The organism is Blastococcus mobilis (genome assembly GCF_900188025.1).
Lineage (GTDB): Bacteria > Actinomycetota > Actinomycetes > Mycobacteriales > Geodermatophilaceae > Blastococcus_B > Blastococcus_B mobilis.
Window position 1 is genome coordinate 1 of record NZ_FZNO01000029.1, and the last position, 24,842, is coordinate 24,842.

Annotated in this window: 23 protein-coding genes, 1 tRNA gene and 1 pseudogene; 17 read left to right on the plus strand and 8 right to left on the minus strand. The window is 73.4% G+C overall.

Annotated features, from left to right (window positions below; translation table 11 throughout):
* Nucleotides 1–90 precede the first annotated feature (90 nt).
* Entirely contained in the window at nucleotides 91–624 is a 534-nt protein-coding gene (locus CHB94_RS20395) for a single-stranded DNA-binding protein (protein WP_089338396.1), read from the minus strand.
* A gap of 216 nt (nucleotides 625–840) precedes the next feature.
* On the opposite strand from CHB94_RS20395, the gene CHB94_RS20400 reads away from it, so the two are divergent.
* Nucleotides 841–913, plus strand: a tRNA-Arg gene (locus CHB94_RS20400).
* A gap of 275 nt (nucleotides 914–1,188) precedes the next feature.
* On the opposite strand, the gene CHB94_RS20405 is transcribed toward CHB94_RS20400, so the two are convergent.
* Both CHB94_RS20405 and CHB94_RS20410 read right to left on the minus strand, forming a co-directional pair.
* Nucleotides 1,189–1,479 carry a hypothetical protein gene (locus CHB94_RS20405; protein ID WP_089338397.1) on the minus strand — a complete coding sequence of 97 codons (291 nt, stop codon included), beginning with the start codon at nucleotides 1,477–1,479 and terminating at the stop codon, nucleotides 1,189–1,191.
* Between the two features lie 289 nt (nucleotides 1,480–1,768).
* Nucleotides 1,769–2,077, minus strand: a complete 309-nt coding sequence (locus CHB94_RS20410; RefSeq protein ID WP_254920804.1) for a hypothetical protein — start codon at nucleotides 2,075–2,077, stop codon at nucleotides 1,769–1,771.
* A 275-nt stretch (nucleotides 2,078–2,352) separates the two neighbouring features.
* Here CHB94_RS20410 and CHB94_RS20415 point away from each other — a divergent pair, with 275 nt between their 5' ends.
* Entirely contained in the window at nucleotides 2,353–2,733 is a 381-nt protein-coding gene (locus CHB94_RS20415) for a hypothetical protein (protein ID WP_141137583.1), read from the plus strand.
* Between the two features lie 83 nt (nucleotides 2,734–2,816).
* Here the strand turns inward: CHB94_RS20415 and CHB94_RS20420 are convergent, their stop codons facing one another.
* Nucleotides 2,817–3,551, minus strand: a complete 735-nt coding sequence (locus tag CHB94_RS20420) for an NUDIX hydrolase (protein WP_089338400.1) — start codon at nucleotides 3,549–3,551, stop codon at nucleotides 2,817–2,819.
* Between the two features lie 70 nt (nucleotides 3,552–3,621).
* On the opposite strand from CHB94_RS20420, the gene nadA reads away from it, so the two are divergent.
* The 3 genes from nadA (at nucleotide 3,622) to nadC (ending at nucleotide 7,345) form a co-directional block, all read left to right on the plus strand.
* Nucleotides 3,622–4,635 (plus strand): quinolinate synthase NadA, encoded by a 1,014-nt coding sequence (gene nadA, locus CHB94_RS20425; protein WP_217899409.1) that lies wholly within the window; start codon nucleotides 3,622–3,624, stop codon nucleotides 4,633–4,635.
* A gap of 155 nt (nucleotides 4,636–4,790) precedes the next feature.
* Nucleotides 4,791–6,455, plus strand: coding sequence for an L-aspartate oxidase (locus tag CHB94_RS20430; protein WP_089338402.1), 1,665 nt, complete (start codon nucleotides 4,791–4,793; stop codon nucleotides 6,453–6,455).
* Nucleotides 6,452–7,345: a carboxylating nicotinate-nucleotide diphosphorylase gene (gene nadC / locus CHB94_RS20435; RefSeq protein WP_089338403.1), complete on the plus strand. Its 894-nt coding sequence runs from the start codon at nucleotides 6,452–6,454 to the stop codon at nucleotides 7,343–7,345. The genes CHB94_RS20430 and nadC overlap by 4 nt, the downstream gene beginning before the upstream one ends.
* Before the next feature lie 12 nt (nucleotides 7,346–7,357).
* On the opposite strand, the gene CHB94_RS20440 is transcribed toward nadC, so the two are convergent.
* Nucleotides 7,358–8,398, minus strand: a complete 1,041-nt coding sequence (locus CHB94_RS20440; RefSeq protein WP_089338404.1) for an LLM class flavin-dependent oxidoreductase — start codon at nucleotides 8,396–8,398, stop codon at nucleotides 7,358–7,360.
* Between the two features lie 318 nt (nucleotides 8,399–8,716).
* On the opposite strand from CHB94_RS20440, the gene CHB94_RS20445 reads away from it, so the two are divergent.
* Complete coding sequence (locus CHB94_RS20445) at nucleotides 8,717–10,648, plus strand: putative bifunctional diguanylate cyclase/phosphodiesterase (RefSeq protein ID WP_254920805.1); 1,932 nt, start codon at nucleotides 8,717–8,719, stop codon at nucleotides 10,646–10,648.
* 85 nt (nucleotides 10,649–10,733) lie between these two features.
* On the opposite strand, the gene CHB94_RS20450 is transcribed toward CHB94_RS20445, so the two are convergent.
* Nucleotides 10,734–11,639, minus strand: a complete 906-nt coding sequence (locus tag CHB94_RS20450) for an NAD(+)/NADH kinase (protein WP_089338406.1) — start codon at nucleotides 11,637–11,639, stop codon at nucleotides 10,734–10,736.
* 5 nt (nucleotides 11,640–11,644) lie between these two features.
* The gene (locus tag CHB94_RS20455) at nucleotides 11,645–13,075 is read right to left on the minus strand and encodes a dihydrolipoyl dehydrogenase family protein (RefSeq protein ID WP_217899410.1); all 1,431 of its coding nucleotides are present in this window, start codon (nucleotides 13,073–13,075) and stop codon (nucleotides 11,645–11,647) included.
* Between the two features lie 34 nt (nucleotides 13,076–13,109).
* Here CHB94_RS20455 and CHB94_RS20460 point away from each other — a divergent pair, with 34 nt between their 5' ends.
* The 7 genes from CHB94_RS20460 to CHB94_RS20490 all read left to right on the plus strand — a co-directional run bounded on the left by CHB94_RS20460 (nucleotide 13,110) and on the right by CHB94_RS20490 (nucleotide 20,502).
* The gene (locus CHB94_RS20460) at nucleotides 13,110–13,622 is read left to right on the plus strand and encodes a flavin reductase family protein (protein ID WP_089338408.1); all 513 of its coding nucleotides are present in this window, start codon (nucleotides 13,110–13,112) and stop codon (nucleotides 13,620–13,622) included.
* Nucleotides 13,623–13,706: 84 nt separating this feature from the next.
* Nucleotides 13,707–14,294 carry a sigma-70 family RNA polymerase sigma factor gene (locus tag CHB94_RS20465; protein ID WP_254920806.1) on the plus strand — a complete coding sequence of 196 codons (588 nt, stop codon included), beginning with the start codon at nucleotides 13,707–13,709 and terminating at the stop codon, nucleotides 14,292–14,294.
* Nucleotides 14,278–15,351: a hypothetical protein gene (locus tag CHB94_RS20470; protein WP_089338409.1), complete on the plus strand. Its 1,074-nt coding sequence runs from the start codon at nucleotides 14,278–14,280 to the stop codon at nucleotides 15,349–15,351. The genes CHB94_RS20465 and CHB94_RS20470 overlap by 17 nt, the downstream gene beginning before the upstream one ends.
* Before the next feature lie 19 nt (nucleotides 15,352–15,370).
* The gene (locus CHB94_RS20475) at nucleotides 15,371–16,342 is read left to right on the plus strand and encodes an ABC transporter ATP-binding protein (RefSeq protein WP_089338443.1); all 972 of its coding nucleotides are present in this window, start codon (nucleotides 15,371–15,373) and stop codon (nucleotides 16,340–16,342) included.
* Nucleotides 16,339–17,187 carry an ABC transporter permease subunit gene (locus tag CHB94_RS20480; protein WP_089338410.1) on the plus strand — a complete coding sequence of 283 codons (849 nt, stop codon included), beginning with the start codon at nucleotides 16,339–16,341 and terminating at the stop codon, nucleotides 17,185–17,187. The genes CHB94_RS20475 and CHB94_RS20480 overlap by 4 nt, the downstream gene beginning before the upstream one ends.
* Nucleotides 17,188–17,339: 152 nt before the next feature.
* Entirely contained in the window at nucleotides 17,340–19,949 is a 2,610-nt protein-coding gene (locus CHB94_RS20485; RefSeq protein ID WP_089338411.1) for a bifunctional FO biosynthesis protein CofGH, read from the plus strand.
* Nucleotides 19,950–20,121: 172 nt separating this feature from the next.
* Nucleotides 20,122–20,502: a hypothetical protein gene (locus CHB94_RS20490; protein WP_089338412.1), complete on the plus strand. Its 381-nt coding sequence runs from the start codon at nucleotides 20,122–20,124 to the stop codon at nucleotides 20,500–20,502.
* Between the two features lie 3 nt (nucleotides 20,503–20,505).
* On the opposite strand, the gene CHB94_RS20495 is transcribed toward CHB94_RS20490, so the two are convergent.
* Entirely contained in the window at nucleotides 20,506–21,354 is an 849-nt protein-coding gene (locus CHB94_RS20495; protein WP_176445673.1) for a formate/nitrite transporter family protein, read from the minus strand.
* A gap of 119 nt (nucleotides 21,355–21,473) precedes the next feature.
* Here CHB94_RS20495 and CHB94_RS20500 point away from each other — a divergent pair, with 119 nt between their 5' ends.
* The 4 genes and pseudogenes from CHB94_RS20500 to CHB94_RS20515 form a co-directional block, all read left to right on the plus strand.
* Entirely contained in the window at nucleotides 21,474–22,109 is a 636-nt protein-coding gene (locus tag CHB94_RS20500) for an HAD family hydrolase (protein ID WP_089338413.1), read from the plus strand.
* Nucleotides 22,110–22,133: 24 nt separating this feature from the next.
* The gene (locus tag CHB94_RS20505; protein ID WP_089338414.1) at nucleotides 22,134–22,550 is read left to right on the plus strand and encodes a hypothetical protein; all 417 of its coding nucleotides are present in this window, start codon (nucleotides 22,134–22,136) and stop codon (nucleotides 22,548–22,550) included.
* A gap of 42 nt (nucleotides 22,551–22,592) precedes the next feature.
* A complete protein-coding gene (locus CHB94_RS20510; protein ID WP_089338415.1) occupies nucleotides 22,593–23,606 on the plus strand; it encodes an NADPH:quinone reductase in 1,014 nt (337 codons plus the stop codon).
* Nucleotides 23,607–23,742: 136 nt separating this feature from the next.
* Nucleotides 23,743–24,012, plus strand: a pseudogene (locus CHB94_RS20515) (transposase); the annotation flags it as partial.
* Between the last annotated feature and the right edge of the window lie 830 nt (nucleotides 24,013–24,842).

Sequence of the window (24,842 nt, forward strand, 5' to 3'; positions counted from 1 at the left end):
GCACTGGTCACACTGGCGTCGCAGACACCAGGCCCGCGCCCGCCGCTGCCACTACGCAACCCGAGAGGCCAGGTACGTGCGGCTGTAGTACTAGGCGTGCGCGGGTTCCGGGGAGAGTTCGTCGGGGTTCACGTCGTACAACACTCCGGCACCGCCTGTGTAGTCCTCGGTGCCGCGCTCTTCGGCGAGATCCCGGGCCAGCTCCTCCTCCGCCGGGGACGGCGCGACGACCGGCGCGTCGCCGTCCGTCGCGGCCCCCGGCACCGGCCGTGCCGGGCGATGGAAGTCGCTCCATCCGCGCGCCAGGTTCGGGCCCACGGCGTTCGCCTTGATCTGCGGAGCGGAGCGCCGCCCCTGCTCCGATTCCCAGCTGCGAGTGGTCAGCGTGCCCCGGACGATGACGGGGTCGCCCTTGCTGATGCTGCGCGCCACGTTGCCGCCCAGCTCTCCCCACGCCTCGACGTCCACCCAGAGGGTGCCGGCGTCGACGAACTCCTGCTTGCCGCTGTCGAAACGCCGGGCGGTCGACGCCATCCGGAAATTGGTCACGGCGCTGTTCTCCAGCCGGACGCGGCGGGGCGAGTCGACGACGTTGCCCACCACGGTCAGTTCGGTGTCGTTCACGGTGCTCCTCGAGGGCTGCGGCGCCGGACGGCGCGGCCGGCGACGTGCCGGCGTGTGCAGAACCTTGGACGGCGGGGGCGGTCGTGGGCGGCCGGCCGAGCGATCTGTGGACGGGCCACTTCCCTGTGGAGGAAGGCGGCGTCGCCACCCCGGCGCACGACCACGCCGACGGGTGCCGACCCAGGACGCCCGGCCGATGCGATGATCGGCAGTCGAGCGCCCGTAGCTCAGCGGATAGAGCAGGTGCCTTCTAAGCACTTGGTCGCAGGTTCGATCCCTGCCGGGCGCGCGTGCAGCCCCGAGCTGGGTCAGGCTGCCGCAGGGGCCTTGACGTCAGCAGCACAGCGCTCAGACAGCAGATCATGGTGGAGTGCGCTGATCGCTCCAGTCGTTCAGTCCCTGCATCCAGACAGCACGACCGACGGATCGCCCAGCCCTGAAGGCCCTCAGGGTGACTTGGACCAGGTCGCGGAAGGCGCGTTGGCGTGCCGAGGAGGTCCCGAACGGCCATGAGTCCCGCTCTGCGGTGCAGGCCGGTGGAGCGCGACGCCGCGCTGTGACCTGCTACGCCGTCGTCCGCGGCAGCTCCAACTCGTGGACCTCGAAGACCTCCGGTTCGCCGGTCACCTGGACTCCGACCTCGTCGAGCACCGGCAGCATCTGCTGACTGAAAGCTGTGAGCTGCTCATGCGACTCCCAGATCTCGCTGACCTTCAGATTCCCTTCAGTCCCGAACAGCACGTGCAGCAGCAATCCGTCGGGGGGCCATGCCCCAGCCTCCTCCATGCGGCGGCTCACCTCGTCGTACTGCCGGCGCGTCAAGCCGACTACCTGATGACGCACGACGATGCTCATAGCGGACCTCCCCGGTGACGACTCACGCCCGGGCGAGGGTCGTCACGCTGATGCGGACGTGTGCGCGGGATACAACTCCGGTTCATCGGCAATGCCAATGTCCTGCAGGATCGGCATGAGCTTCTCGCCGAAGCGCGCCGGGCAACCAGGCGCACCCGGACCTGTCCCTCGATCGGCCGTCATGAGAGACAGGGCTGCCTCAGGGACAGCCGGCGAGCACATCCAGGCCGGGCCGCCCGGGCGCTACGCGAGGTCTGGCTGAGCGATCGGGCACTGTCGGCCGAACAGGTCACGCTCCGCCGGGCTGCCCCACGTGCTGCACGTCGGCCAGAGCCCGCTGCATGTCCTCCATGTTCATCACCGGGAGGAATTCCACGGTTGCGCCGAGCTCCTGATACAGCGGCTCCGCGATGGCGGGCATGAGCGCCGGTGACTCGAGGTCGAAGACGATGGAGGCGCCACGCATGCCGTTCTGCTCGTGGAAGTAGGCGGCTTCCGGCTGCAGGCGATCCATGAGGTCCTGCATGATCTGGCCGATCCGACCGCTACGCATGGCCTCGCTGCCGGCCTCAGGTGGCACCTGCAGTCGCAACATCATCCGCATGTCTCCGCCCTCCGGCACTCGGGGGCGTTGACGGTCGCTACTTCGACGCCGTCCGTCCAGAGTCGTTGGGCCCAGAGGCCACCGTCACGTCGGCCTGCGTCGTCGGGCACAAGCTGCTCGCCGCTCTCTCCTCCGACCGGGCCCGGGTCAGGCAGCGGCGCTTCCTGACCCGGCTCCGCTCCGCGACGAAGCACCTGTACGGCCAGGCACCGTCGGGAGGACGCTGCTGCGTCCACCGAGTCGTTCCGTGCGTCGCAGAGGAGACCACCATGGCGAAGACCGCGCTGGGCATGTCGAAGCCGGCACTGGTGCATGTGCTCACGGGAAGCGCCGCCCTGTTCGGGGTCACCGGCGTCCTGGCGCCTCGGGTGCTGGAGGTGACCTACCGGGTCCCGTCCACACCGCACACCACGCAACTGCTCCGCCTGTTCGGATCCCGGATGCTCGCCATCGCTGCGTGGTCCTTCACCGCCCGGACGAAGGAGGAGACCGATCGGGTGCTGGCCGTTGCGACGGCGGTGAACTGCTTCGACGTGCTGACCGCGCTCGCAGCGGCGCGGTCCACGGGTAGGGCCACCGCGGTGCGGGCAGCGGCCACGAGCGGGACCTTTGCCGCCCTCGGCTTCGTCGTCCGGTCGCTGGAGGACTGAGCCGGTCTGCCCGACCGGCTGACCCGGGGCGTCGGCACGGGGCCCGACTCCCCGAAGCGTGCACCCCTGGACGGTGCCGGTGTTCAGCCGGCTGGTCTCCGGTGGGCCGGCACCGCACGCTGCGAGGGCGGCCGGAACACGGCGAAGGGGTCGGTCACCTCGAGGGCCGGGGACGCGAAGCGGTAGAGCATCGCCGGTCGCCCCCCGGCACGTCCGGGCGGCGCCATCTCGCCGGTCGCCTCCAGCACTCCCCTGCGCAGCAGCACCCGCTGCAGATTCGTTGCCGTCACGTCGTAACCGAGCGCCGCGACGTAGATCTCGCGCAGCTCCGCGACCGTGAACGTCGGCGGGGCCAGGGCGAACCCGAGGTTGGTGTACGAGAGCTTGGCCCGGAGCCGCCCCAGCGCCGAGGACACGATCGAGCCGTGGTCGAACGCCGTCGGCGGCAACGCGTCGACCGGGTGCCAGGCGGTGTCGTCGGGCAGCGCCGGGTCCAGATCCGCCGGGATCAGTCCCAGGTAGGCAGTCGCCACCGTCCGGCCGCGCGGGTCGCGCGAGGGATCGCTGCGCGTCTCCAGCTGCTCGAGGTGGGCCAGGTGCGTCACCTCGACCTTGCTCGCCAGCTGACGGGCGACCGAGGCCCCGAGCGTCTCGTCGGCCAGCAGCGGCCCGCCGGGGAGCGCCCAGTCCCCCGCGAACGGCTCGTTGGCCCGGCGCCAGAGCATCACGTGCAGCCGCGCCGCCCTAATCTGCAGCACGGCGGCGAGCGCGTGGTGCGGGTAGGCGGGCCGGTCCGGCGAGGACCACACAGAAGGCACGACGGGAATGCTATGGTCCGCCGGACAGGTTTTCGACTGCAAGGGCAAAACCACTCCTCCGGAGGTCCCGGTGACCGCAACGCTGCCCGCCCCCACCGCCGCGAACTGGTCGCCGGACCAGTGGGAGTCCTGGCGGGCCGAGGTCCGCCGGCTCGCCGCCGAGCGGGACGCCGTCCTCCTCGCGCACAACTACCAGGCCCCGGAGATCCAGGACGTCGCCGACCACGTGGGCGACTCGCTCGCCCTCTCCCGGCTCGCCGCGGCCAGCGAGGCCTCGACGATCGTCTTCGCCGGTGTGCACTTCATGGCCGAGACGGCCAAGATCCTGGCGCCGGAGAAGACCGTCCTCGTCCCCGACGCCGCCGCCGGCTGCTCCCTGGCCGACACCATCACCGCCGACCAGCTGCGGGCCTGGAAGGCCGCGCACCCCGGTGCCGTCGTCGTCTCCTACGTCAACACCTCCGCCGAGGTGAAGGCCGAGACCGACATCTGCTGCACGTCGTCCAACGCCGTCGAGGTCGTCGAGTCGATCCCCGCCGACCGCGAGGTGCTGTTCCTGCCCGACCAGTTCCTCGGTGCGCACGTCCAGCGCGTCACCGGCCGCACGAACATGCGCATCTGGATGGGCGAGTGCCACGTGCACGCCGGCATCTCCCCCACCGACCTGCGGAAGAGCGTGGCGGACGCCCCCGACGCCGAGCTGCTCGTCCACCCCGAGTGCGGCTGCGCGACGAGCGCCCTCTGGATGGTCTCCGACGGCCAGCTGCCCACCGAGCGCGTCCACGTGCTCTCCACCGGCGGGATGCTCGACCAGGCCCGGCGGACGACGGCGAAGCGCGTGCTGGTGGCCACCGAGATCGGCATGCTGCACCAGCTGCGCCAGACCAACCCGGTCACGTCGTTCGAGCCGGTGAACTCCCGCGCGGCCTGCCCGTACATGAAGATGTCGACGCCCGAGAAGCTGCTCCGGGCACTGCGCGAGGGCCGCGACGAGGTCACCGTCGACCCCGCGATCGCCGCCCGGGCCCGCGCGGCGGTCGAGGCGATGGTGGCGATCGGCACGCCGTCCCCGGTCGGTGAGTGACGTGAGCGAGCTTGCGAGCTCACGCGTGGGCAGAGCAGCGACGCGAACGCGGCCGACGAGCGCCTGCGAGGAGGACTCGTGAGCGAGCTTGCGAGCTCACGCGTGGGCAGAGCAGCGACGCGAACGCGGCCGACGAGCGCCAGCGAGGAGGACTCGTGAGCGCGAGCCTGTCCCGCGTCGTCCCGGCGCTGCCGCTGCCCGCGGCCGGCTGGACCCGCACGACGGACGTCGTCGTGGTGGGCACCGGAGCCGCAGGACTGATGACGGCGGTGGCCCTGGCCGACGCCGGCCGCGCGGTCACCGTGGTCACCAAGGGGGCGCTCGGCGACGGCAGCACGGCCTGGGCGCAGGGCGGCCTGGCGGCGGTCCTCGGCCCGGACGACGACGCCGCACTGCACCTGCACGACACGCTGGTCGCCGGCGCGGGCCTCTGCGACGAGGACGCCGTCCGGACGCTGGTCGACGAGGCACCGGCCGCCGTGGCACTGCTGCAGGCGCTCGGCGCGGAGCTCGACCTCGACCCGCACGGCCGGCCCGCGCTGACCCGCGAGGGCGGGCACAGCCGCGACCGGATCGTCCACGCAGGCGGCGACGCCAGCGGCGTCGAGGTGACCCGCACCCTCGCCTCGGCCCTGCGCGCCCGGCGCATCGAGGTCCGCGAGCACACTGCCGCCCTCGACGCGCTGCGCAGCGCCGACGGCCGGGTGACCGGCCTGCGCGTGGCCCGGGTCGAGGACGGTGCCCTGGTCGACGCCGGCGACCTGCGCGCCCGGGCCGTCGTCCTGGCCACCGGCGGCTACGGGCAGGTCTACGCCGCCAGCTCCAACCCGGCCGGCGCCACCGGCGACGGGCTCGCCCTCGCGCTGCGGGCCGGCGCCGAGGTGGCCGACGTCGAGATGGTGCAGTTCCACCCCACCGTGCTGTGGACGGGACCAGGAGCGGCGGGACAGCAGACGCTGATCTCCGAGGCGGTGCGCGGCGAGGGTGCCGTGCTCGTCGACCGCACCGGCCGCAGGGTCATGACCGGCGCGCACCCGCTGGGCGACCTCGCCCCGCGCGACGTCGTCTCCGCGACCATCGCCGCCCACCTGCGGGCCACCGGCGAGGACCACGTCCTCCTCGACGCCTCCCACCTCGGCGCCGAGTTCGTGGCCCACCGGTTCCCCGGCATCACCAGCGCCTGCTCGGCGGCCGGGCTGGACCTGACCCGGGAACCCGTACCGGTCGCGCCGGCGGCCCACTACGCGTGCGGCGGTGTCGTCGCCGACCTCGACGGGCGGACCACCGTGCCCGGGCTCTACGCGGTCGGCGAGGTCGCGTGCACCGGCGTCCAGGGCGCCAACCGGCTGGCGTCCAACTCCATCACCGAGGGACTGGTCGCCGCCCGGCGCTGCGCGGCGCTGCTCGCGTCCCAGCTGCCCCCGGCCGCCGCGCCCGTCGAGCCCGCGACGGGAGCGGCGATCGACCCCGCCGGCCGGCCCGCGCTCACCGCGGCCACGACCCGGCACGCCGGCGTGGTCCGCGACGCCGAGGGGTTGGCTCGGCTGGCCGGTCTGCTCAGCACGCTCCCCCGCCTCGGATGCGGCGAGGCCCTCGACCTCGCGTCCGTGGAGACGACGGCGCTGCACACCGTGGCCACCCTGCTGGCCGGTGCCGCCCTGGCCCGCACCGAGAGTCGCGGCTGCCACCGACGGCTCGACGCACCCGGGACCCGGCCGGAGTGGCAGGTGCGCCTGGTCCACCGCCTCGACGCGGCCGGACACGTGCACACCCGCACCGAGCCGGTGCGGACCCTCGCCGCCGCGCAGGTGGTGGCATGACCGGCGAGGGTGTGCTCCGCGCCGAGCTCGCCACCGCCCTGCGGCAGGCCGGCCTCGACCCGGCCGGTGTGGTCGGCGTCGTGCGCCGGGCGCTCGAGGAGGACCTGGCGCTGGGCCCGGACGTGACCACGGAGTCGACGGTCCCGGCGGGCGCGCGCTCGACCGGCGACGTCGTCCCGCGGACCTCCGGGGTGCTCGCCGGGCTGCCGGTGGCCGCCGCGGTGTTCGACCTGGTGGGCGGCGCCGACCTCGCGGTCGTCCTACAGGCGGACGACAGCGCCGAGGCGGTGCCGGGACGACCGGCGCTGTCGGTCACCGGGCCGACCCGCACGCTGCTGACGGCCGAGCGCACCGCGCTGAACCTGGTCTGCCACCTCTCGGGCATCGCCACGCTGACCCGCCGGTGGGTCGAGGCGGTCGCCGGGACGGGTGCGGCGATCCGCGACACCCGCAAGACCAGCCCCGGGCTGCGGGCTCTGGAGAAGTACGCCGTCCGCTGCGGCGGGGGCGTCAACCATCGGATGGCCCTCGGCGACGCCGCGCTGGTGAAGGACAACCACGTCGCCGCGGCCGGTGGGATCACCGCGGCGGTGCAGGCGGTCCGCGGGCATGCGCCCGGCGTCCCGCTGGAGGTGGAGGTCGACACCCTCGCCCAGCTGCGGGAGGCGATCGAGGCGGGCGTCGAGCTCGTGCTGCTCGACAACTTCTCCCTCGACGACACCCGGACCGCGGTGTCGCTGGCGCGCGGGACCGGGGTGCGGCTCGAGGCCAGTGGCGGGCTGTCGCTGGACCGGGCGCGCGAGGTGGCGGCGACCGGCGTCGACTACCTGGCGGTGGGCGCGCTCACGCACAGCGCCCCGGTGCTCGACCTCGGCTTCGACCTCCGCTGACGATCGCATACGTCAGGCGGTGCGCTGGTCCGGGTGGCGCCAGCCGATCGCGGGCGCGACGTGCTTCGTGATGTTCTCCAGCAGCCGGGCGTTGTAGTCGACGCCGAGCATGTTCGGCACCGTGATCAGCAGGGTGTCGGCCTCACGGACGGCGGCGTCCTTGGCCAGCTCCTCGGCCACCGTGTCGGGCTCGCCCACGTAACTCTTGCCGAAGCGCGCCCGGACCCCCTCCAGGATGCCGACCTGGTCCTCGCCGGACCGCTCACCGCCGAAGTAGGCGCGGTCCTCGTCGCTGACGATGGGCAGGACGCTGCGGCTGACCGAGACGCGCGGCTCGCGCTCCCAGCCGGCCTCGGCCCAGGCCGTGCGGAAGCGCGCGATCTGTTCGGCCTGCAGCTCGTCGAAGGGCACCCCGGTGTCCTCGACCAGCAGCGTCGAGCTCATCAGGTTCATCCCCTGCTGCGCCGTCCACTCGGCCGTGGCACGGGTACCCGACCCCCACCAGATCCGCTCCCGCAGACCCGGCGCCTGCGGCTGGATCGCCAGCCGGCCGCGCGTCCCGCCGGTCATCCGCGGATCGGCGTCGACCACGGTCTGCCCCTCGACCGCGGCGAGGAAGAGCCCGGTCTTGGCGCGTGCGAGGTCGGCGTCGCTACTGCCCTCCGGCGGCAGGTAGCCGAACGCCTCGGAGCCGCGCAGCGCCGTCTCCGGTGACCCGCGGCTGATGCCGAGCTGGAGCCGGCCGTCGGCGAGCAGGTCGGTGGCGGCCGCCTCCTCCGCCATGTACAGCGGGTTCTCGTACCGCATGTCGACGACGCCGGTGCCGATCTCGATCCGGCTGGTGCGCGCCGCCATGGCCGCCAGCAACGGGAACGGCGAGGCGAGCTGCCGGGCGAAGTGGTGGACGCGCACGAAGGCTCCGTCCACGCCGAGCTCCTCCGCGGCCACCGCCAGCTCGACGCTCTGCACCAGGGCGTCACGCCCGGTCCGCACCTGCGACCCGGGGATGGGCTGCCAGTGCCCGAAGGACAGGAACCCGATCTTCTTCTCCACCGTGCTCACCTCTCTCGATACCGATCCGAGGAGCACCGGGAGGGGGCGTGGTGTTCCCGGGACGGCCGCCGCGAGAGGGCAGTTGTGGACGCCGACACGCGGGGACGCGCCGCAGCATGCGACCCCATCTGCCCACTCGACCGACCCACCGGCCGAGCGGCGTCCCGGCCCGCCCGTCGTGATGTGACTGGTCCGTCCCCGCCCGTTGGCACATGACGCCTGTCCGATGGACTGAGCTAACGCACTGTGACGGCACGATCACGACTCTCCGCGAGCAGGTTCCGTCACTTACCGCCGACCATGGGTGACGCTGTGCTGGTGAGTCTCCCCGCATCCGAGGTGCCCCGGACGCCCGCCGCCTCCCTCGGCGGAGCCGGGCAGCGCATGCGGGCCATCGACACGCTGCTCGCCGACCGCGGCCAGCTGTTCCAGGCGCTGTTCCTGTCCGCGCCGATCCCCAAGGCGCTGGTCGGCCTCGACGGACACCTCCTGGTCGCCAACCCCGTGCTGTGCGCCCTCACGGGACGGACTGCGGAGGAGCTGGCCGGCCGGCACGTCGATCTCCTCGCCCACCCCGATGACCCGCCGGTCGCCGACCTCGGTCTCGTGCCCGGCCCGCGGGAGCCCGCCGACCTGGACCCTAACCTGCTGCTGGACGGCGAGCGGCGGCTACGGCGGTCCGACGGCACCGAGCTCTGGGTCGTGCAGTCCCACGAGATCGTCCGGCACAACAACGGCGAGCCGCAGTTCGTCGTCCTCTCCCTCGTCGACGTGACCGACCGCCGTCGCGCCGAGGACGACCTGGTCCGCCGGGCGTTCACCGACCCGCTCACCGGCCTGCCCAACCGCCGCGCACTGACCGACCGCCTCCGCCACGCGGTGGCTCTGTCCCGCCGCCGCGGCCTGCAGGTGGGGCTGGTGCACCTCAACATCGACAGGTTCAGGGCGGTCAACGACTCCCTCGGCCACGAGGCCGGCGACCTGCTGCTCAGCCAGGTCGCCGATCGGCTGCGGTGGAGCACCCGGGTGGAGGACACCGCCGTCCGGCTGGGTGCCGACGAGTTCCTCGTCGTCGCCGAGGACGTCGAGGACCTCGACGGACTGCGGGCGCTCGCCGACCGCCTACTGGCCGTCCTGGACGAGCCCTTCCTCGTCCAGGACCGGGAGATCACCCTGTCGGCGAGCGTGGGCCTCACCCTCGGCTCGGACAACACGCCCGACGACCTGCTCCGCCAGGCCCAGAGTGCGCTCACCCGCGCGAAGGCCGACGGCAGTCGCGCCCGGATCGAGGTCCACGAGGGCGCGCTGACCCGGGACGACATCGACGCCCTGCAGCTGGAGACCGACCTCAAGCACGCCCTGGACAACGAGGAGCTGCGGCTCTTCTACCAGCCGATCGTGCACCTGCGGGACGAGACGCTGCTCGGCTACGAGGCGCTGGTGCGGTGGGAGCATCCGACCCGCGGCCTGCTCCCGCCCGGGGCCTTCCTCGCCGCCGCCGAGGACAACCGGCTGACCGCCAAGCTCGGCGCCTGGGTGCTGCACCGCGCCTGCACCGACGCCGCGGCGTGGCACGAGGACCTCCGAGTCCACGTGAACATCTCCGCCCGGCACCTGGCCGAAGAGGGTTTCAGCGATCTCGTCGCCGACGCACTCGCCCAGTCGGGGCTGGCTCCGCACCGGCTGGAGCTGGAGATCACCGAGTCGACGGCGCTGTTCGCTGCCGAGGCCACCCTGCACTCGGTCGCCGTCGTCACCGACCAGGGCGTCACCCTCGCGCTGGACGACTTCGGCACCGGCTACTCGGCGATCACCGCCCTGCACCGGCTGCCGATCCACACCGTGAAGATCGACCGGTCCTTCGTGGCCGACGTGGTGACCGAACCGGCCACCGCGGCCCTCGTACAGGGACTCCTGCAGCTGGGTCGCGGCATGGGGCTGCAGGTCATCGCCGAGGGCATCGAGGACCTCGACCAGGCGCACTGGCTGCTCGAGCACGGCTGCGCGATGGCCCAGGGCTATGCGTTCGGCCGCCCGGCTCCGCTCCCCAGCCCGGCCGAGGTGCTCATCGGCGAGGTGACCGATGCTCCCGCCGAGGACGTCGCCGGTGAGCTGCTGCCCGAGGCGAGGGAGCTGCCCGCGGTGCCGCTGCAGCGGAGCCAGCCGACGTTGCGGGTCACCGACCTCGACGACACCGGGGCCTTCGCCACCGGCGCTCTCTTCGAGGAGCTGGCCGACCCGGAGGACTGACCACTCGGCGAGGGAACACGGTGTCGGGCACCCGACGGGCCGCCGGGCCACGACGCCCAGGTCGGCGCGAGGGTGCTCCCGGGCGTCAGTCGGCGTCGGCCACCCGCCGACGCAGGGGCTCGGGCAGCAGCTCGGCCAGTTCCTGCGGCAACAGCGGCAGGTCGAGGAGGGAGAGCTTGACCCGGCGGCGGTCGGCGGCCGCGGAGTCGTCGATCCGGACCAGGCGGCCGGCGTCGGGCCGCCAGACGACCTCCAGCACCTCCGACGGTTCCAGGCGGCCGGTCAGCACACCGTCCAGTTCGACCGCGGGCCGGCCTGCGGTCAGCTCCAGCCGGAGCGGCTCACCGGGCCCGAGCAGGACGCTCCGGGAGATCCCGCTGAGCGGAGCCGAGGGGGTCACGAGGATGCCTTCGATGCCCGGGCTGACCACCGGCCCGCCGGCCGCGTAGCTGTAGGCGGTCGAACCCATCGGCGTGGCGAGGATGAGCGAGTCGCAGCGGTAGTGCCCGTACCGGCGATCCGCGACGGACAGGGTCGCCTCCACCATGCCCTCCCCGGGCACGCGTGCCAGGACGGCATCGTTGAACGCCAGACTCTCACCGCCCACGTGCCGCACGACCAGGCAGCCGCGTACCTCGACGGTCGACCGCCCGTCGGCCATCGCGCTGAGCGCGGCGTCGAGGTCGGCTCCCTCCACCTCCGCCAGGAACCCGAGGTTGCCGAAGTTCACCCCGAGCACCGGCACCGGGCGTGCGCTGACCAGGCGCATGGCGCCCAGCAGGGTGCCGTCGCCGCCCAGCGCGATGATGCCGTCGCAGGTCCCGGCGAGTTCCTCCACCGTCACGGGCGTCAGACCGGGCACGCCCAGGCGGGCGACGTCGTCGCTCGATGCGACCAGCTCCACGTCGTGGGCCGCCGTCCACGCCGCCACCTGCCCGACGGCCGGAGAGCAGTCGCGCCCGGGATGCAGGACCAGGCCCATCCTGGACATGCCGTTCAGCCCCGATAGCTCTCGAGCAACCGAAGCCAGATCTCGCTGATCGTGGGATATGCGGGCACCGCGTGCCACAACCTGCGGATGGGGACCTCCCCGACGACGGCGATGGTGGCCGCCTGGAGCAGCTCGGCCACGGCCGGCCCGATGAAGGTCATCCCGAGCAGCACCTCCCGCTCGGTGTCCACGACCGCGATCGCCGTTCCCGTGTAGTCGTCGGCGAAGAGCCGGGCACCGCCCACCTGGCCGATCGGGTACTCGACCACCCGGTGCGCCCGGCCGGCGTCGGCCGCCTGTGCGGCGGTCATCCCGACGGAGGCCACCTGTGGGTCGGTGAACACGACGCTGGGGGTGGCGAACCGGTCGGCCGTCGCGACGTGCGGTGACCAGTCGGTCAGGTCGACCGCCTGGCCGCGGGCCCGGGCCACGATCGCGCTGCCCGCCTGGCGGGCCTGGTACTTGCCCATGTGCGTGAGCAGGCGGCGCCCGTTGACGTCGCCGACGGCGTACAGCCAGCACCCGTCGACGCCGGTCACCCGCAGGTCCTCGTCGACGTCCAGGTATCCCGACCGCTCCATGCCGACGACGTCCAGGCCGAGATCCTCGGTCCGCGCGGCCCGGCCGGTCGCCACCAGGACCTCGTCACCACGGAGGTCGCCGTCGCTGGTACCGAGCACGACCTCCCCGTCCTCGCGCCGGGCGGAGCGCACGTCGGCGCAGAGCCGGATGTCGACCCCGGACTTGCGCAGCGAGTCGGCCACCGCCTCGCCGGCGGCGGGCTCCAGACCGGGCAGCAGCCGGTCGCTGCGGACGAGCATCGTGACCGTCGATCCGAGCGCGTGCCAGGCGGTGGCCATCTCGCAGGCCACGTAGCCCCCGCCGATGATCAGCAACCGACCCGGCGCGGCCTGGGCGCTCGTGGCCTCGCGGGAGGTCCAGGGACGGACGTCGGCCAGCCCCTCGATCGTGGGGACGGCGGCCTGCGACCCGGTGCAGATGGCGACCGCGTGCCGGGCGACCAGCGTGACCTCGGTCGTCCCGTCCGGCGGCGTGACGACGACCCGCCTGGGCGCGGACAGGCGGCCCCTGCCGCGCACCAGGTCGATCCCGGCACGCCGGAGCCAGTCGACCTGACCGTCGTCGCGCCAGCTGGACGTGAAGGAGTCGCGCCGGGCCAGCGTCGCCGCGACGTCCTGCTCCCCGGTGACGGCGGCCGCCGCACCGCTCACGGCACGGGCCTCGCTGAGCGCCTCCGTGCCGCGCAGCAGCGCTTTGCTCGGCATGCACGCCCAGTAGGAGCACTCCCCGCCCACCAGCTCCGCCTCGACCACGACCGTGCGCAGACCGCCGCGCACGGTGATGTCGGCGACGTTCTCGCCGACGGCTCCGCCACCGATGACGATGACGTCGTACGTCTTCTCCGCGGTGGTCACCCGGCCATGGTGGCGGCTGTGGTCGACTGGTTCCATGCCTGTCGACGCCGCTCTGTACTCCGCGGCGCTGGGGCAGTACGCCGCCGGGGTGTGCCTGCTGACCGTCCGGGACGGCATCGACGACGTCGGTACGACGGTCAGCTCGGTGATGAGCGTGTCGGCCGCTCCCCCGCTGGTCGCCGTCGGCCTCACCGCGGACGGCTACCCGGCGGAGGTGCTGGAGGAGGTCGGCTCCTGCGCGCTCACCGTGCTGGCCGCTGCTCACGGGATCGTCGCGTCGCGCTTCGCCTCCGCCGGGCGGCCCAGCGCGCGGCACCTGCTCGAGTCGGTGGCGTGGACCAGAGCCGCCGGTAGCGGTGGGATCGTGCTCACCGAGGGGCTCGTGGCACTGGACTGCCGGCTGGAGCGGCTGGTCCCCGCCGGCGACCACGTGCTGGCCCTGTTGGCGATCGAGGACGTGCCGGTGCTCAACGAGGCCGCCGCGCCGCTCCTCCGGCTCCGCGGCCGGTACGTGGACGAGTCGGCCCGCCCCCTCGGCCGGCCGTGACCGGCGGCGGAAGAATCGTCCCGCTGGGTGTCACATCGCGGCGCTCGGCGGTGCTTCCTGGATGTGGACCTTCTACGGCCGGCCGTGACCGCCCCGGTGTCGGTGGCCGGGCTGCGCAGCGCGGCCCGGGCCTGGCCTGAGCGGAAGCGGCGCGTGGGCACGTCCCGGGACAGGACGGACGTCCGGGCCGACCTCGAGGCCGTGTTCCGCAGCGAGTACGCGCGGGTCGTCGCGGTCGCCGCGCGCGTCCTCGGGTCCCGCGACCAGGCCGAGGACGTCGCCCAGGAGGTGTTCCTCTCCTTCGGCCGCTCCTCGGTTCCGGCCGACGAGGCCGGCGGCTGGCTGACCGTCGCAGCGGCCCACACCGCCCTCAACCTGCTCCGCTCCGGCCGCCGTCGCAGCGCCCGCGAGGAGGCGGCCGAGGACGGCCCGACCGTCGTCCCGGACGTCGCCGACCTCGTCGTCACCCGCGAGGAACGCCGTTCCGTCCGGGCCGCCCTCGCCCGGCTGCCGCACAAGCAGGCGTCCGCGCTGGTCCTCCGGCACAGCGGCCTGAGCTACGCCGAGGTCGCCGCCGCACTCGACATGTCCCCAGGAAGCGTGGGCACCACCGTGCGCCGCGCCGAGTCCGTCCTGCTCAAGGAGCTGAACCGTCATGCGTCACCCGAGTGAGGGCGTCCTTCGCCGACTGGTCGACGAGCCGGCCGGCGTGACCGACGACGACCGCGCCCACGCCGCCGGCTGCCCGACGTGCCTGCGCGCGCTGGACGGCGCCCGCGCCGACGCCCAGCTCGTCGGCGCCGCACTCGCGACGCCTACCGCGGATCTCGATGCGGATGCGGCATGGGCCCGGCTCTCGACGACGACCACGGCTCCCGTGCGGCAGGCGAGCGTCGCCCGCGGGCGGTGGCGGACGGCGGTGCGCCGGCCCGCTGTCGCGGTCCTGAGCGCGGTCGTCCTGGTGACCGGGGCCGGGGTGGCGGCGGCCAACGACTGGCTGCCGATCTTCCAGACCGAGCGGGTCGACCCGGTCGAGGTCACGTCGGCCGACCTCGTCCAGGTACCCGACCTCTCCGCCTACGGCGACCTCCAGATCACCGAGGAGGCCGATCCTCAGGAGGTGGCCGATGCCGCGACCGCGCTCGAGCGGACCGGCCTCGCCGTCCCCGAGGTGGCCGAGCTCCCCGAGGGAGTGACCGGCGATCCGGCCTACCAGGCGGCCGGTGTCGTGAGCGGCACCTTCACGTTCTCCGCCGCCAAGGCCGCGCAGGCCGCGGCCGCCGAGGGCGAGGTCCTGCCACCGCCGCCCGCCGGGGTGGACGGCAGCCGGCTCCGGATCGAGGCCGGTCCGGGCGTCGCGGCGGTCTGGTCGCAGCCCACCGGCGTGCCGACGCTCGTCGTGGCCCGCGTGGTCGCGCCCAAGGTCTACTCGTCCGGCGTGCCGTTCGAGACCGTGCGCGACTACCTGCTCTCCCTCCCGGGCCTGCCCGACGGGCTCGCCGACCAGCTGCGCGACCTCTCCGCGGACGGCGGCACCCTGCCCCTGCCCGTCCCGGCGGAGCTGGTGACCAGCTCCATCGCCGAGGTGAACGGGTCGACCGCGACGGTGCTCACGTCGCGCGACGGGCTGTTCGCCGGCGTGGTCTGGGTCGAGGACGGCGTCATGACCGGCGTGGCCGGGTCGCTGAGCGCCGACGAGCTCCTGTCGGTCGCCCGTGGCCTCCGCTGACGCCGCTACCGTCCGCGGGATGACCTCCGACACCGCCGCCGCGGGCTCCTCCGCCGACGCGCTGGCCGGTCTTCCGCCGTCCCCGGCGGTCTGGTGCTCCGGATTGCGCAAGCGGTACGGACGCCGGACCGCCGTCGACGACGTCTCGTTCTCCGTGGCCCGGGGCGAGGTGCTCGGCCTGCTCGGGCCCAACGGCGCCGGGAAGACCAGCGTCATCAAGATGCTGCTGGGCCTCGTGCGGCCCGACGCCGGTGAGGTCATGCTGCTCGGGCGGCGGTCGTCCGATCCCCGCTCCCGCAGCGCCGTCGGCTATCTGCCCGAGCTGTTCCGCTACCAGCCGTGGCTGACCGCGGCCGAGGTGCTGGACCTGCACGTCAAGCTCGCCCGCCTCGACGTCGATGCCTCCGAGCGGCGTGAGTGCCTGGCGCTCGTCGGCCTCGCCGAGCGGGCGGGCGACCGGGTCGGTGGTTTCTCGAAGGGCATGCAGCAGCGGCTGGGGCTCGCCGTCGCGCTCGTCGCCCGGCCCGAGCTCGTCGTGCTCGACGAGCCGACCAGCGCGCTGGACCCGCTCGGCCGGGTGGACGTCCGCGACCTCGTTCTCTCGCTGAAGTCACGCGGCGTCGCCGTCCTGCTCAACTCGCACCTCATCGGCGAGGTGGAGCGGGTGTGCGACCGGGTGGTGATCCTGGACAAGGGCCGGGTGGCGGCGTCGGGAACCCTGGCCGAGCTGCTCGGGCAGCGCGAGGTCCGGCTGCGGCTGGGGGGCCTCGACCGGCGGGCCGAGGACCGGCTGCGGGCGGCCGGCTCGGTGACGCGCAGCGGCGACTGGCTCACCGTCGCCCTCCCGGCGGACGACGACGGCGTCACCGTGCCCGACCTGGTGCGCGACCTGGTCGGTCTGGGCGTCCGTGTGCACGCCGTCGAGCCGATGCGGATCAGCCTCGAGGAGCGCCTGCTCGCCGTCCTGCGTCACGAGGAGCCCGGCTCGTGACCGCGCTGACCGTCGCCGGGCTCACGCTGCGGGAGGCCTCCCGACGGCGGGTGGTCTGGGCGCTCCTGGTCCTGACGGTGGCCCTGCTCGCACTCAGCGCGTGGGGCTTCTCGAAGCTGATCGGCCTGGACACCGAGCTGGGCACCATGACCAGCGGTGAGGCCCGCCTCGTGGCCTCGGTGCTGCTCAACCTGATCATGTTCGGGATGAGCCTGATCGCGGCGATCGGCACGGCCTTCCTCGCCGGCCCCACGCTCGCGGGCGAGGTGGAGTCGGGGCAGGCCCTGGCGATCCTCGCGCGCCCCGTGCGCCGCTCACAGGTTCTGCTGGGCAAGTGGCTCGGCCTCGTCACCTTCGGCTGCGGCTACGTGGTCGTGGCCGGCCTCGCCCAGATCCTCGTCGTCCGTGTGACGGTCGGGTACTGGCCTCCGTCACCCGCCGTGGGGCTCGCGCTGCTCGCGGCCGAGACGGTCGTGCTGCTGACGCTGGCTCTCCTGCTGTCCAGCGTCATCTCGCCGATGGCGTCGGGCATCGTGGCGGTCGGGCTCTTCGGGGCGACGTGGATCGCCGGGGTGGTGGGTGCGATCGGCGGGGCCCTGGGCAACGAGGGCGTCGAGCGCGTGGGCACCGTGTCCCGGATCGTGCTGCCGACCGACGGCCTGTGGCGCGGGGCCATGAACGCCTTCCAGGACCCCGGCGCGCTGCTCCAGATGGGCACCGACGAGGGCGGATTCCCCTTCCTGAGCGAGGCACCGCTGGCACCGGCCTACCTGGCGTGGGCCGCGCTGTGGATCGCCGTCATCTGGGGCCTGACCGCCCTGTCCTTCCAGCGCCGCGACATCTAGGACCCCCTCGCCCCCACCGTGGAAGGACCCGTACTCCTCGCCGCTCGCAGGCTCACGGCGAGCCTCGGGACGGGGCCACGGCGGGACCCTGCACGGGGGCGGGGGGGTAGGGAGCCCGGGCGGCACCGGGCCGGACTAGCGTCGGAGCCGCCATGAGTCCGCTTCCCGCACCGTCCGAGTCCGCACTGCGCCGTGCGATCACCCGCGCCGAGCGTGGCGTCACCCTCGACGCCGTCGAGGCCGAGACGCTGCTGCACGCCCGCGGGCTGGGCGAGGGTGAACTGTTGGACCGGCTGTTGACCGCCGCCGGGCGGGTGCGCGACGCCGGGCTCACCTCCGCCGGGCGGCCAGGGGTGGTCACCTACAGCCGCAAGGTGTTCATCCCGCTCACCCACCTGTGCCGGGACCGCTGCCACTACTGCACGTTCGTGACGACGCCGGGCCGGCTCCGGGCGCAGGGCAAGGCGCCGTTCCTGTCGCCGGACGAGGTGCTCGACGTCGCCCGCGCCGGCGCCGCGATGGGCTGCAAGGAGGCGTTGTTCACCCTCGGCGACCGGCCGGAGGACCGCTGGCCGGTCGCCGCGTCCTGGCTCGAGGCACACGGGTTCGACTCGACGCTGGGCTACCTGCGGGCCATGGCGATCCGGGTGCTGGAGGAGACCGGGCTGCTCCCCCACCTCAACCCTGGCGTCCTGTCGTGGGAGGAGATCCAGCGGCTCAAGCCGGTGTCGGCCTCCATGGGCATGATGCTGGAGACCACCGCGACCCGGCTGTGGTCCGAGCCCGGCGGGCCGCACTTCGGGTCACCCGACAAGGAGCCCGCCGTCCGGTTGCGGGTGCTGGAGGACGCCGGACGCTCCGCCGTCCCGTTCACCACCGGCGTGCTGCTGGGCATCGGGGAGGACTACGCCGAGCGCGTGGACGCCGTCGGCGCGATCCGGGCCGCCGCGCAGCGGCACGGGCACGTGCAGGAGGTCATCGTCCAGAACTTCAGGGCCAAGCCGCGGACGGCGATGCAGGCCCACGACGACCTGGAGCTGCAGGAGTACGTCGCCGCGGTGGCCGTGACCCGGCTGCTGCTGGGGCCGAAGGCGCGGGTGCAGGCGCCGCCGAACCTGTCGGACTCGACCGAGCTCGGGCTGCTGCTGCGGGCCGGCGTCGACGACTGGGGCGGGGTGTCGCCCCTGACCCCGGACCACGTCAACCCGGAGCGACCGTGGCCGAACATCGACAAGCTCGCGGTGCTGAGCGCCGAGGCCGGGTTCGAGCTGCGCGAGCGGCTGGCCGCCCAGCCCGGTTACGTGCTGCAGCCCGAGCCGTGGCTGGACCCGCGGGTGCGGCCGCATGTGTCCGCGCTGGCCGGGCCGGACGGGCTCGCCGTCGAGGGCCGCGTGCCGGTCGGGCTGCCGTGGCAGGAGCCGGACGAGTCGTGGGGCACCTCCGGAACCGGTCGGGTGGACCTGCACGTCGAGGTCGACACGGTCGGGCGGACCTCGGACCGCCGGTCGGACTTCGATGCGGTCTACGGCGACTGGTCGGTGCTGCGGGAGGCGACGACGTCCGCCCGGGACGGCCACTCGACGGCGCTGACGGCCGGTGACCCCTCGGTGCGGGCGGCGCTCCGGCGCGCGGAGGTCGACCCCGCCGGGCTGAGCGACGCCGAGTACCTCGCCCTGCTCGGCGCCGACGGCGCGGACCTCGAGGCGCTGTGCGCGCTGGCCGATTCCGTGCGCCGGGACGTCAACGGGGACGACGTCACCTACGTCGTGAACCGGAACATCAACTTCACCAACGTCTGCTACACCGGCTGCCGGTTCTGCGCGTTCGCCCAGCGGCGCACCGACGCCGACGCCTACACGCTCTCGATGGCGCAGGTCGGCGACCGCGTCGACGAGGCCTGGGCGGCCGGCGCCACCGAGATCTGCATGCAGGGCGGCATCCACCCGGACCTGCCCGGGACGGCGTACTTCGACCTGGCGCGCGAGGTGAAGAAGCGGCAGCCGGACATCCACCTGCACGCCTTCAGCCCGATGGAGATCGTCAACGGCGCGGCCCGGACGGGGCTGTCGTTCCGCGACTTCCTGACCGCGGCGAAGGACGCCGGCCTGGACTCGGTGCCGGGGACGGCGGCGGAGATCCTCGACGACGACGTCCGCTGGGTGCTGACCAAGGGCAAGCTGCCGACGGCGACGTGGCTGGAGATCGTCCGCACCGCCCACGAGGTCGGCCTGCCGACGACGTCGACGATGATGTACGGCCACGTCGACACCCCGGCCCACTGGGTCGCGCACCTGCGCACCCTGGCCACCCTGCAGGACGAGACCGGCGGCTTCACCGAGTTCGTGCTGCTGCCCTTCGTGCACCACAATTCCCCGATCTACCTGGCCGGCGTCGCGCGCCCCGGCCCGACGGTCCGGGAGAACCGCGCCATCCACGCCGTCGCCCGGCTGCTGCTGCACGGCCGCATCCCCAACATCCAGACCTCGTGGGTGAAGCTGGCCGACGCCGGGACGAAGGCGGTGCTGCGGGGCGGGGCCAACGACCTCGGCGGCACGCTGATGGAGGAGACGATCAGCCGGATGGCCGGCAGCGAGAACGGCTCGCTGAAGACCATCGCCGAGCTGGAGGCGATCGCGGCGTCCATCGGCCGGCCGGCCCGCCAGCGGACGACGGAGTACGGGACGCCGTCCGCCGAGCGGATGGCGACCGCCCGCTCCGACGAGGGCCGCCGCCGGCTCACCCTGTCGATCACGCCGTCCTGAGCCGGGTCGCACCGGCGACCGGGTGCGCTGACGCCCCTGGCGGGCCCCGGAACGGGGCGCCGGCGCACCCGCTCCACGTAACGCTTTCGCCACGTTGCCGCGTCGGGGCCTGCGGGTCCGGCACGATTCGGCCCATCCGGCGGGGACCCGCCGGTTCCGGAGAGGAGCCGTCGTGGCCGCCCAGGATCGCCTGACCCTGCGCAACGCGTACCTGTACCTGGTCTGCCTGATCACGCTGGTGGTCAGCATCTTCGCGGCCGTCCAGCTGGTCCGCAGCGCCGTCGGCCTGGCGTACCCCGACCCGGGCTACTACGGGTACTACGGCTACCCCGCGCCGGTCGATGAGTCCAGCGACGCGATCAGCGAGGAGGAGCTGCGCCGCCAGGAAGATCTCGCCCGCGACTCCCAGCGCCGGCAGGAGGTCCTCGGGCTGGTCGGCTCGGGCACCACGCTGCTCATCGCCGGCCCGCTGTACCTCTACCACTGGCGGCGCGTCCAGTCGGAGCTGCCGTTCCGCGCCCCACCCGACTCGTCCGGACCCGCCGCCGCGTGACGGTCAGGCGCGCTCGGCGGGCTCCTGCGCCGGCGTCGCGGCCTTGTCCGGCTGGTCCTTGAGGAACAGGTACCAGTAGGACGTCGCGACGAAGACGACTGCGCCGACGAGGTTGCCGGCGCCTGCGAGCATCCAATTCCACGCAGCGTCGTTCCAGCCGACCTCCGGCACCCCGGCGAAGATCGCGGCCGGGATGAAGAACATGTTCGCCACGACGTGGTCGAAGCCCATCGCCACGAACGCCATGATCGGGAAGAAGATGGCGAGGATCTTCCCGGACACCGTCGTGGCGGCCAGCGACATCCAGACGGCCAGGCAGACCAGCCAGTTGCAACCGACCGCGCGCAGGAACGTCTCCCACGCCGTGTGCCCGACGGCCTTGCCCTCGGCGATCTCGGCCAGCCGCGCGTGGGTGAGCCCGCTGCTGCCGGTCGCGTCGGCGTCGCCGATGACGCCGGTCTGCACGGCCAGGAAGAAGGCGACCACCAGCGCACCGACGAGGTTCCCGAGCAGGACGAGCGTGAGGTTCTTGGCGACGTCGCCGAGCCCGATCTTGCCGCGCATGGCGCCGAGCGGGACCAGCATCATGTTGCCCGTCGCCAGGTCCGAGCCGGCGACCACGACGAGGACCAGCCCCAGCGTGAACGCCGCGCCGGTGAACAGGGTGGGCAGCGTGCCCCAGGTGTCCGGGTCCAGGCCCGACGAGACGGTGATCGCGACCAGTCCGCCGAACGAGATGTAGGCACCGGCCAGGAAGGCGCTGACCAGGACCCGGTCCCAGGTCCGATGGGTCTTCTTCGCCCCGGTCTGGGCTGCGACGTGGGCCATCTCCTGCGGTTCCCGAGCGGTCACGAGCGCCTCCTCCGGCTTGACCCGACAGTCGACGGCGGTAGTGCCCGCTTCGGCGCCGCTCCACGCGCTCGGACGGCCACGCATCAATCGGCGTCGTCGCCGGTAAGTACTCGGACGTGATGCCGACCGTCGTGTTCGACCTCGACAAGGTGCTGCTCGGCGGGGACGCGTCGACGCTCTTCCTGCGTGGCCGGCTCCGGCAGGACCCCCGGCGCGCGCTTCCCCTCCTGCTCGCCGCCCCGCTGCTGCTGGTCCTCGCCGCACTGCCCTGGACACGACCGCTCGGCGCGCGGCTCATGACCCGGCTCGCGGTCGGGGGTTCCGCAGACTCCGACGTCGACGCCATCGCCGCGGCCTACCGGTCCGCCCTCACGACCAGACCCGAGGCCGCGGTGGCCGATGCCATCGCCTGCGTCCGCGCCCACCAGCGGGCCGGGGACACCGTCGTCGTGGCCACCGGCTGCGAGGAGACCCTGGCCCGCGGCTTCCTGGCCGCGATCGGGCTCGGCGACCTCGACGTCGTCGGGTCCCGGGCCGGCTTCCCGGTCCGGCGAGCCATGGGTGAGTGGAAGGTGGCGATGCTGACCGACCAGGGACATCCCCCGCCGTGGGCGGCGGTCTACAGCGACAGCCCCTCGGACCTGCCGCTGTTCGCCGGCACCCCCCGGCCGGTCCTGGTCAACGCAGAGGAGAAGGCCGTCCGGCAGGTGGAACGCACCCTGGGCCGCCGCCCGGAGATCCGCACCTGGCGCTGAGCGGACGCCCGCTAGCCTCCGACGGTGGGGTACTTCGGGAAGCTCTCGTACAGCGCCGGCCGGTGGAGCAGCGGGCGGCCGACCGCGGTGCCCTTCCTCCTGATCGACGTCCACGACAGCGACATCGCGACGGTGGACTACCGCGCAGCCGATGCCACCGGCGGACGCTTCTTCCTCGGCTACGAGCCCCGGATCTACTTCGAGGAGCCCGATGCCGGCGCCCCGGTGGACACCCGCGCCGAGGCCGAGGGCTTCGCCCGGTGGCTCCGGGAGGCAGAAGGCAGGGACGTCGACCCCGACGACGTGCAGCGGCTGATGGCCTCGCCGTCCGGCGCTCCACCGCAGGACGAGGTCGTCGAGCAGACCGTGGAGCAGCTGCTCGCGCTGGCCGGCCTGCCCCTGCCGGCGTGGCCGACCGATGAGGACGCACCCGCCGGCTGACCAGTGGCGCGTCACTCGGCCCGACGCGGGTAGGGGGCGACGGTGCGAGCCATCTCCTACCGCCGGACGGGCGGTCCCGACGTCCTCGAACTGACCGATCGCCCCGTCCCGGAACCTGGTCCCGGCGAGGTGCGGGTCCGGGTTGCCTTCTCCGGGGTCAACCCGACCGACTGGAAATCACGCACCAACAACGAGCCCGGCCCCGACGGGCAGATCCCGAACCAGGACGGCTCGGGCACCGTCGACGCCGTCGGTCAGGGTGTCGACCCGGTTCTGATCGGTGAGCGGGTGTGGATCTGGGAGGCGGCCTGGCAGCGGGCCTGGGGAACCGCCGCCGAGTACACCGTCGTCCCGGCGCGGCAGACCGTGCTGCTCGGCGCGGAACCGTCCTTCCAGCTGGGTGCGGCGCTGGGCATCCCGTTCCTCACCGCGCACCGCTGCCTGACCGTCGCCGAGTCGCTGCCCGACCGCATCGGGCCCGGCACGCTGAACGGGCGCACCGTGCTCGTGCAAGGCGGGGCGGGCGCCGTCGGCAACGCCGCCATCCAACTCGCGCGCTGGGCCGACGCCACGGTGATCACCACGGTCAGCAGCCCGGAGAAGGCACAGCTCGCCGCCGCGGCCGGCGCGGACCACGTCGTGGACTACCGGCAGCAGGACGTCGTCACCGAGGTGCGCAAGGTGGCACCCCAGGGGGTCGACGCGATCGTCGAGGTGTCGGCCGCGGTGAACGCCGGGACCGACGCCCAGGTGATCGGGATGCACGGCGCGGTCGCCATGTACGCCGACGACGGCGGCGCGGAGGTGACGATCCCGGTGCGGATGCAGATGGGACCGAACGCCCGCTGGCAGTTCGTGCTGGTCTACACCGAGCCGGCATGGGCCAAGGAGATCGGCGTGGAGGACGTCAACGCCGCGGTCCTCGACGGCGCTATCCGCGTGGGCCGGGAGGCCGGACTACCGCTGCACGTCTTCCCGCTGGAGCAGACCGCGCAGGCCCATCAGGCGGTGCAGGACGGCGCCGTCGGCAAGGTGCTCGTCGACGTCACAGCCTGACCCGAAGGGATCCGCGCGGACGTGCGTCGACATCACGCGGCAGCAGTATCCCGCGCAGGAGCGGCAGCCAGACGAGGGTGAACACGACGCTGGCGACGACGTCGGAAGGCCAGTGCATCCCCCGGTAGAGCCTGCTGAGCTGTCCCTCGTCGCTGACCTGCCGGTCTACTTCTGCGATCCGCACTCCCCCTGGCATCGCGGTAGCCACGAGAACACGAACGGCCTGCTGCGCCAGTACCTGCCCACGAGCACTGAGCTGTTCCGGCACGGCGCCGCCGATCTGGATGCCATCGCCGACAAGCCCAACGGCCGCCCTCGCAAGACCCTCGACTTCCGCACTCCGACCGAGCGCCTCACAGAGCTGTTCTCCGACGGACAACGAGCAGGTGTCGCGACTACCACCTGAGTCCGCCGGTCGCATCACCCCGATCAGCGCACACCGGCACCACGGCGTGGGGCCGGCCCCCGCCCGAGCCCGCGAGGGGTGGGAGGAGGGGGGTCCCTGCTCAGCCGACGCTGCGTTCGGCAGCAAGGGGTGATCCGGGTGGGGAAGCCCTGAGGACGGCGGAACTGATAGATCAACGGCCAGCCGCCAGGCTGCTCGCCCCAATGACCGCTATGCGGAGCGGCGCGCCGCTGTCCCGCTTGCGGTGCCGAGCTGGCCGTAGGTCCTCCCCGAGTGCGCCGCAGCTCGTCGGGACCTGACCCGTCTCAGACCTGGGCAGAGGTCTGGTCGGCAGCGAAGCGCGGGCCCCGCCGTCGTCCTGCGACTGTGCTGAGCAGCTCTCCCGGCAGGGTCACAAAGCGCGTCGGGTCACGTCTACCGAGCGAAGTGTCACCATCCTGGCGTCCGGCGGCGCCGGGTTGCCCGGCTGAAGGGAGGAGTCAGTGGACGTCCTGCGACGTGCGGCCGGCACGCGGCGGCCGGGGCGTTGGTGGGACCGCGGCATGTGGTTCTGCGCCCTCGCCGTCGCAGCGTTCGGTGTCAGCATCGGCGGTTCGTCGCTGGCTGATCAGCTGCGGAGTCAGCCGGAAAGCGCCAGGGTGCTGTTCTGCCAGACCGAACCGCATCTGTACGGCCGTTGGCTGGGAAGTCGCACGACCTGTGCGGTGATGACCGGCCGGCGGACGGTGGAGATGGAGACCGAGCGCTGGCACCCACCCGGTAGGGAGTTGTCCCTGCGGAGCAGCGGTGACACGGTTCTCGACCCGGCACTCAATCGCGATCAGGTGTGG

What these genes read in the sequence shown, in the direction of transcription:
- CHB94_RS20405 (WP_089338397.1), bottom strand. Translation starts at nt 1,479, where the DNA reads ATGAGCATCGTCGTGCGTCATCAGGTAGTCGGCTTGACGCGCCGGCAG.
- CHB94_RS20410 (WP_254920804.1), bottom strand. Translation starts at nt 2,077, where the DNA reads ATGATGTTGCGACTGCAGGTGCCACCTGAGGCCGGCAGCGAGGCCATG.
- CHB94_RS20415 (WP_141137583.1), top strand. Translation starts at nt 2,353, where the DNA reads ATGGCGAAGACCGCGCTGGGCATGTCGAAGCCGGCACTGGTGCATGTG.
- nadC (WP_089338403.1), top strand. Translation starts at nt 6,452, where the DNA reads ATGACCGGCGAGGGTGTGCTCCGCGCCGAGCTCGCCACCGCCCTGCGG.
- CHB94_RS20450 (WP_089338406.1), bottom strand. Translation starts at nt 11,639, where the DNA reads ATGTCCAGGATGGGCCTGGTCCTGCATCCCGGGCGCGACTGCTCTCCG.
- CHB94_RS20460 (WP_089338408.1), top strand. Translation starts at nt 13,110, where the DNA reads ATGCCTGTCGACGCCGCTCTGTACTCCGCGGCGCTGGGGCAGTACGCC.
- CHB94_RS20470 (WP_089338409.1), top strand. Translation starts at nt 14,278, where the DNA reads ATGCGTCACCCGAGTGAGGGCGTCCTTCGCCGACTGGTCGACGAGCCG.
- CHB94_RS20475 (WP_089338443.1), top strand. Translation starts at nt 15,371, where the DNA reads ATGACCTCCGACACCGCCGCCGCGGGCTCCTCCGCCGACGCGCTGGCC.
- CHB94_RS20485 (WP_089338411.1), top strand. Translation starts at nt 17,340, where the DNA reads ATGAGTCCGCTTCCCGCACCGTCCGAGTCCGCACTGCGCCGTGCGATC.
- CHB94_RS20500 (WP_089338413.1), top strand. Translation starts at nt 21,474, where the DNA reads ATGCCGACCGTCGTGTTCGACCTCGACAAGGTGCTGCTCGGCGGGGAC.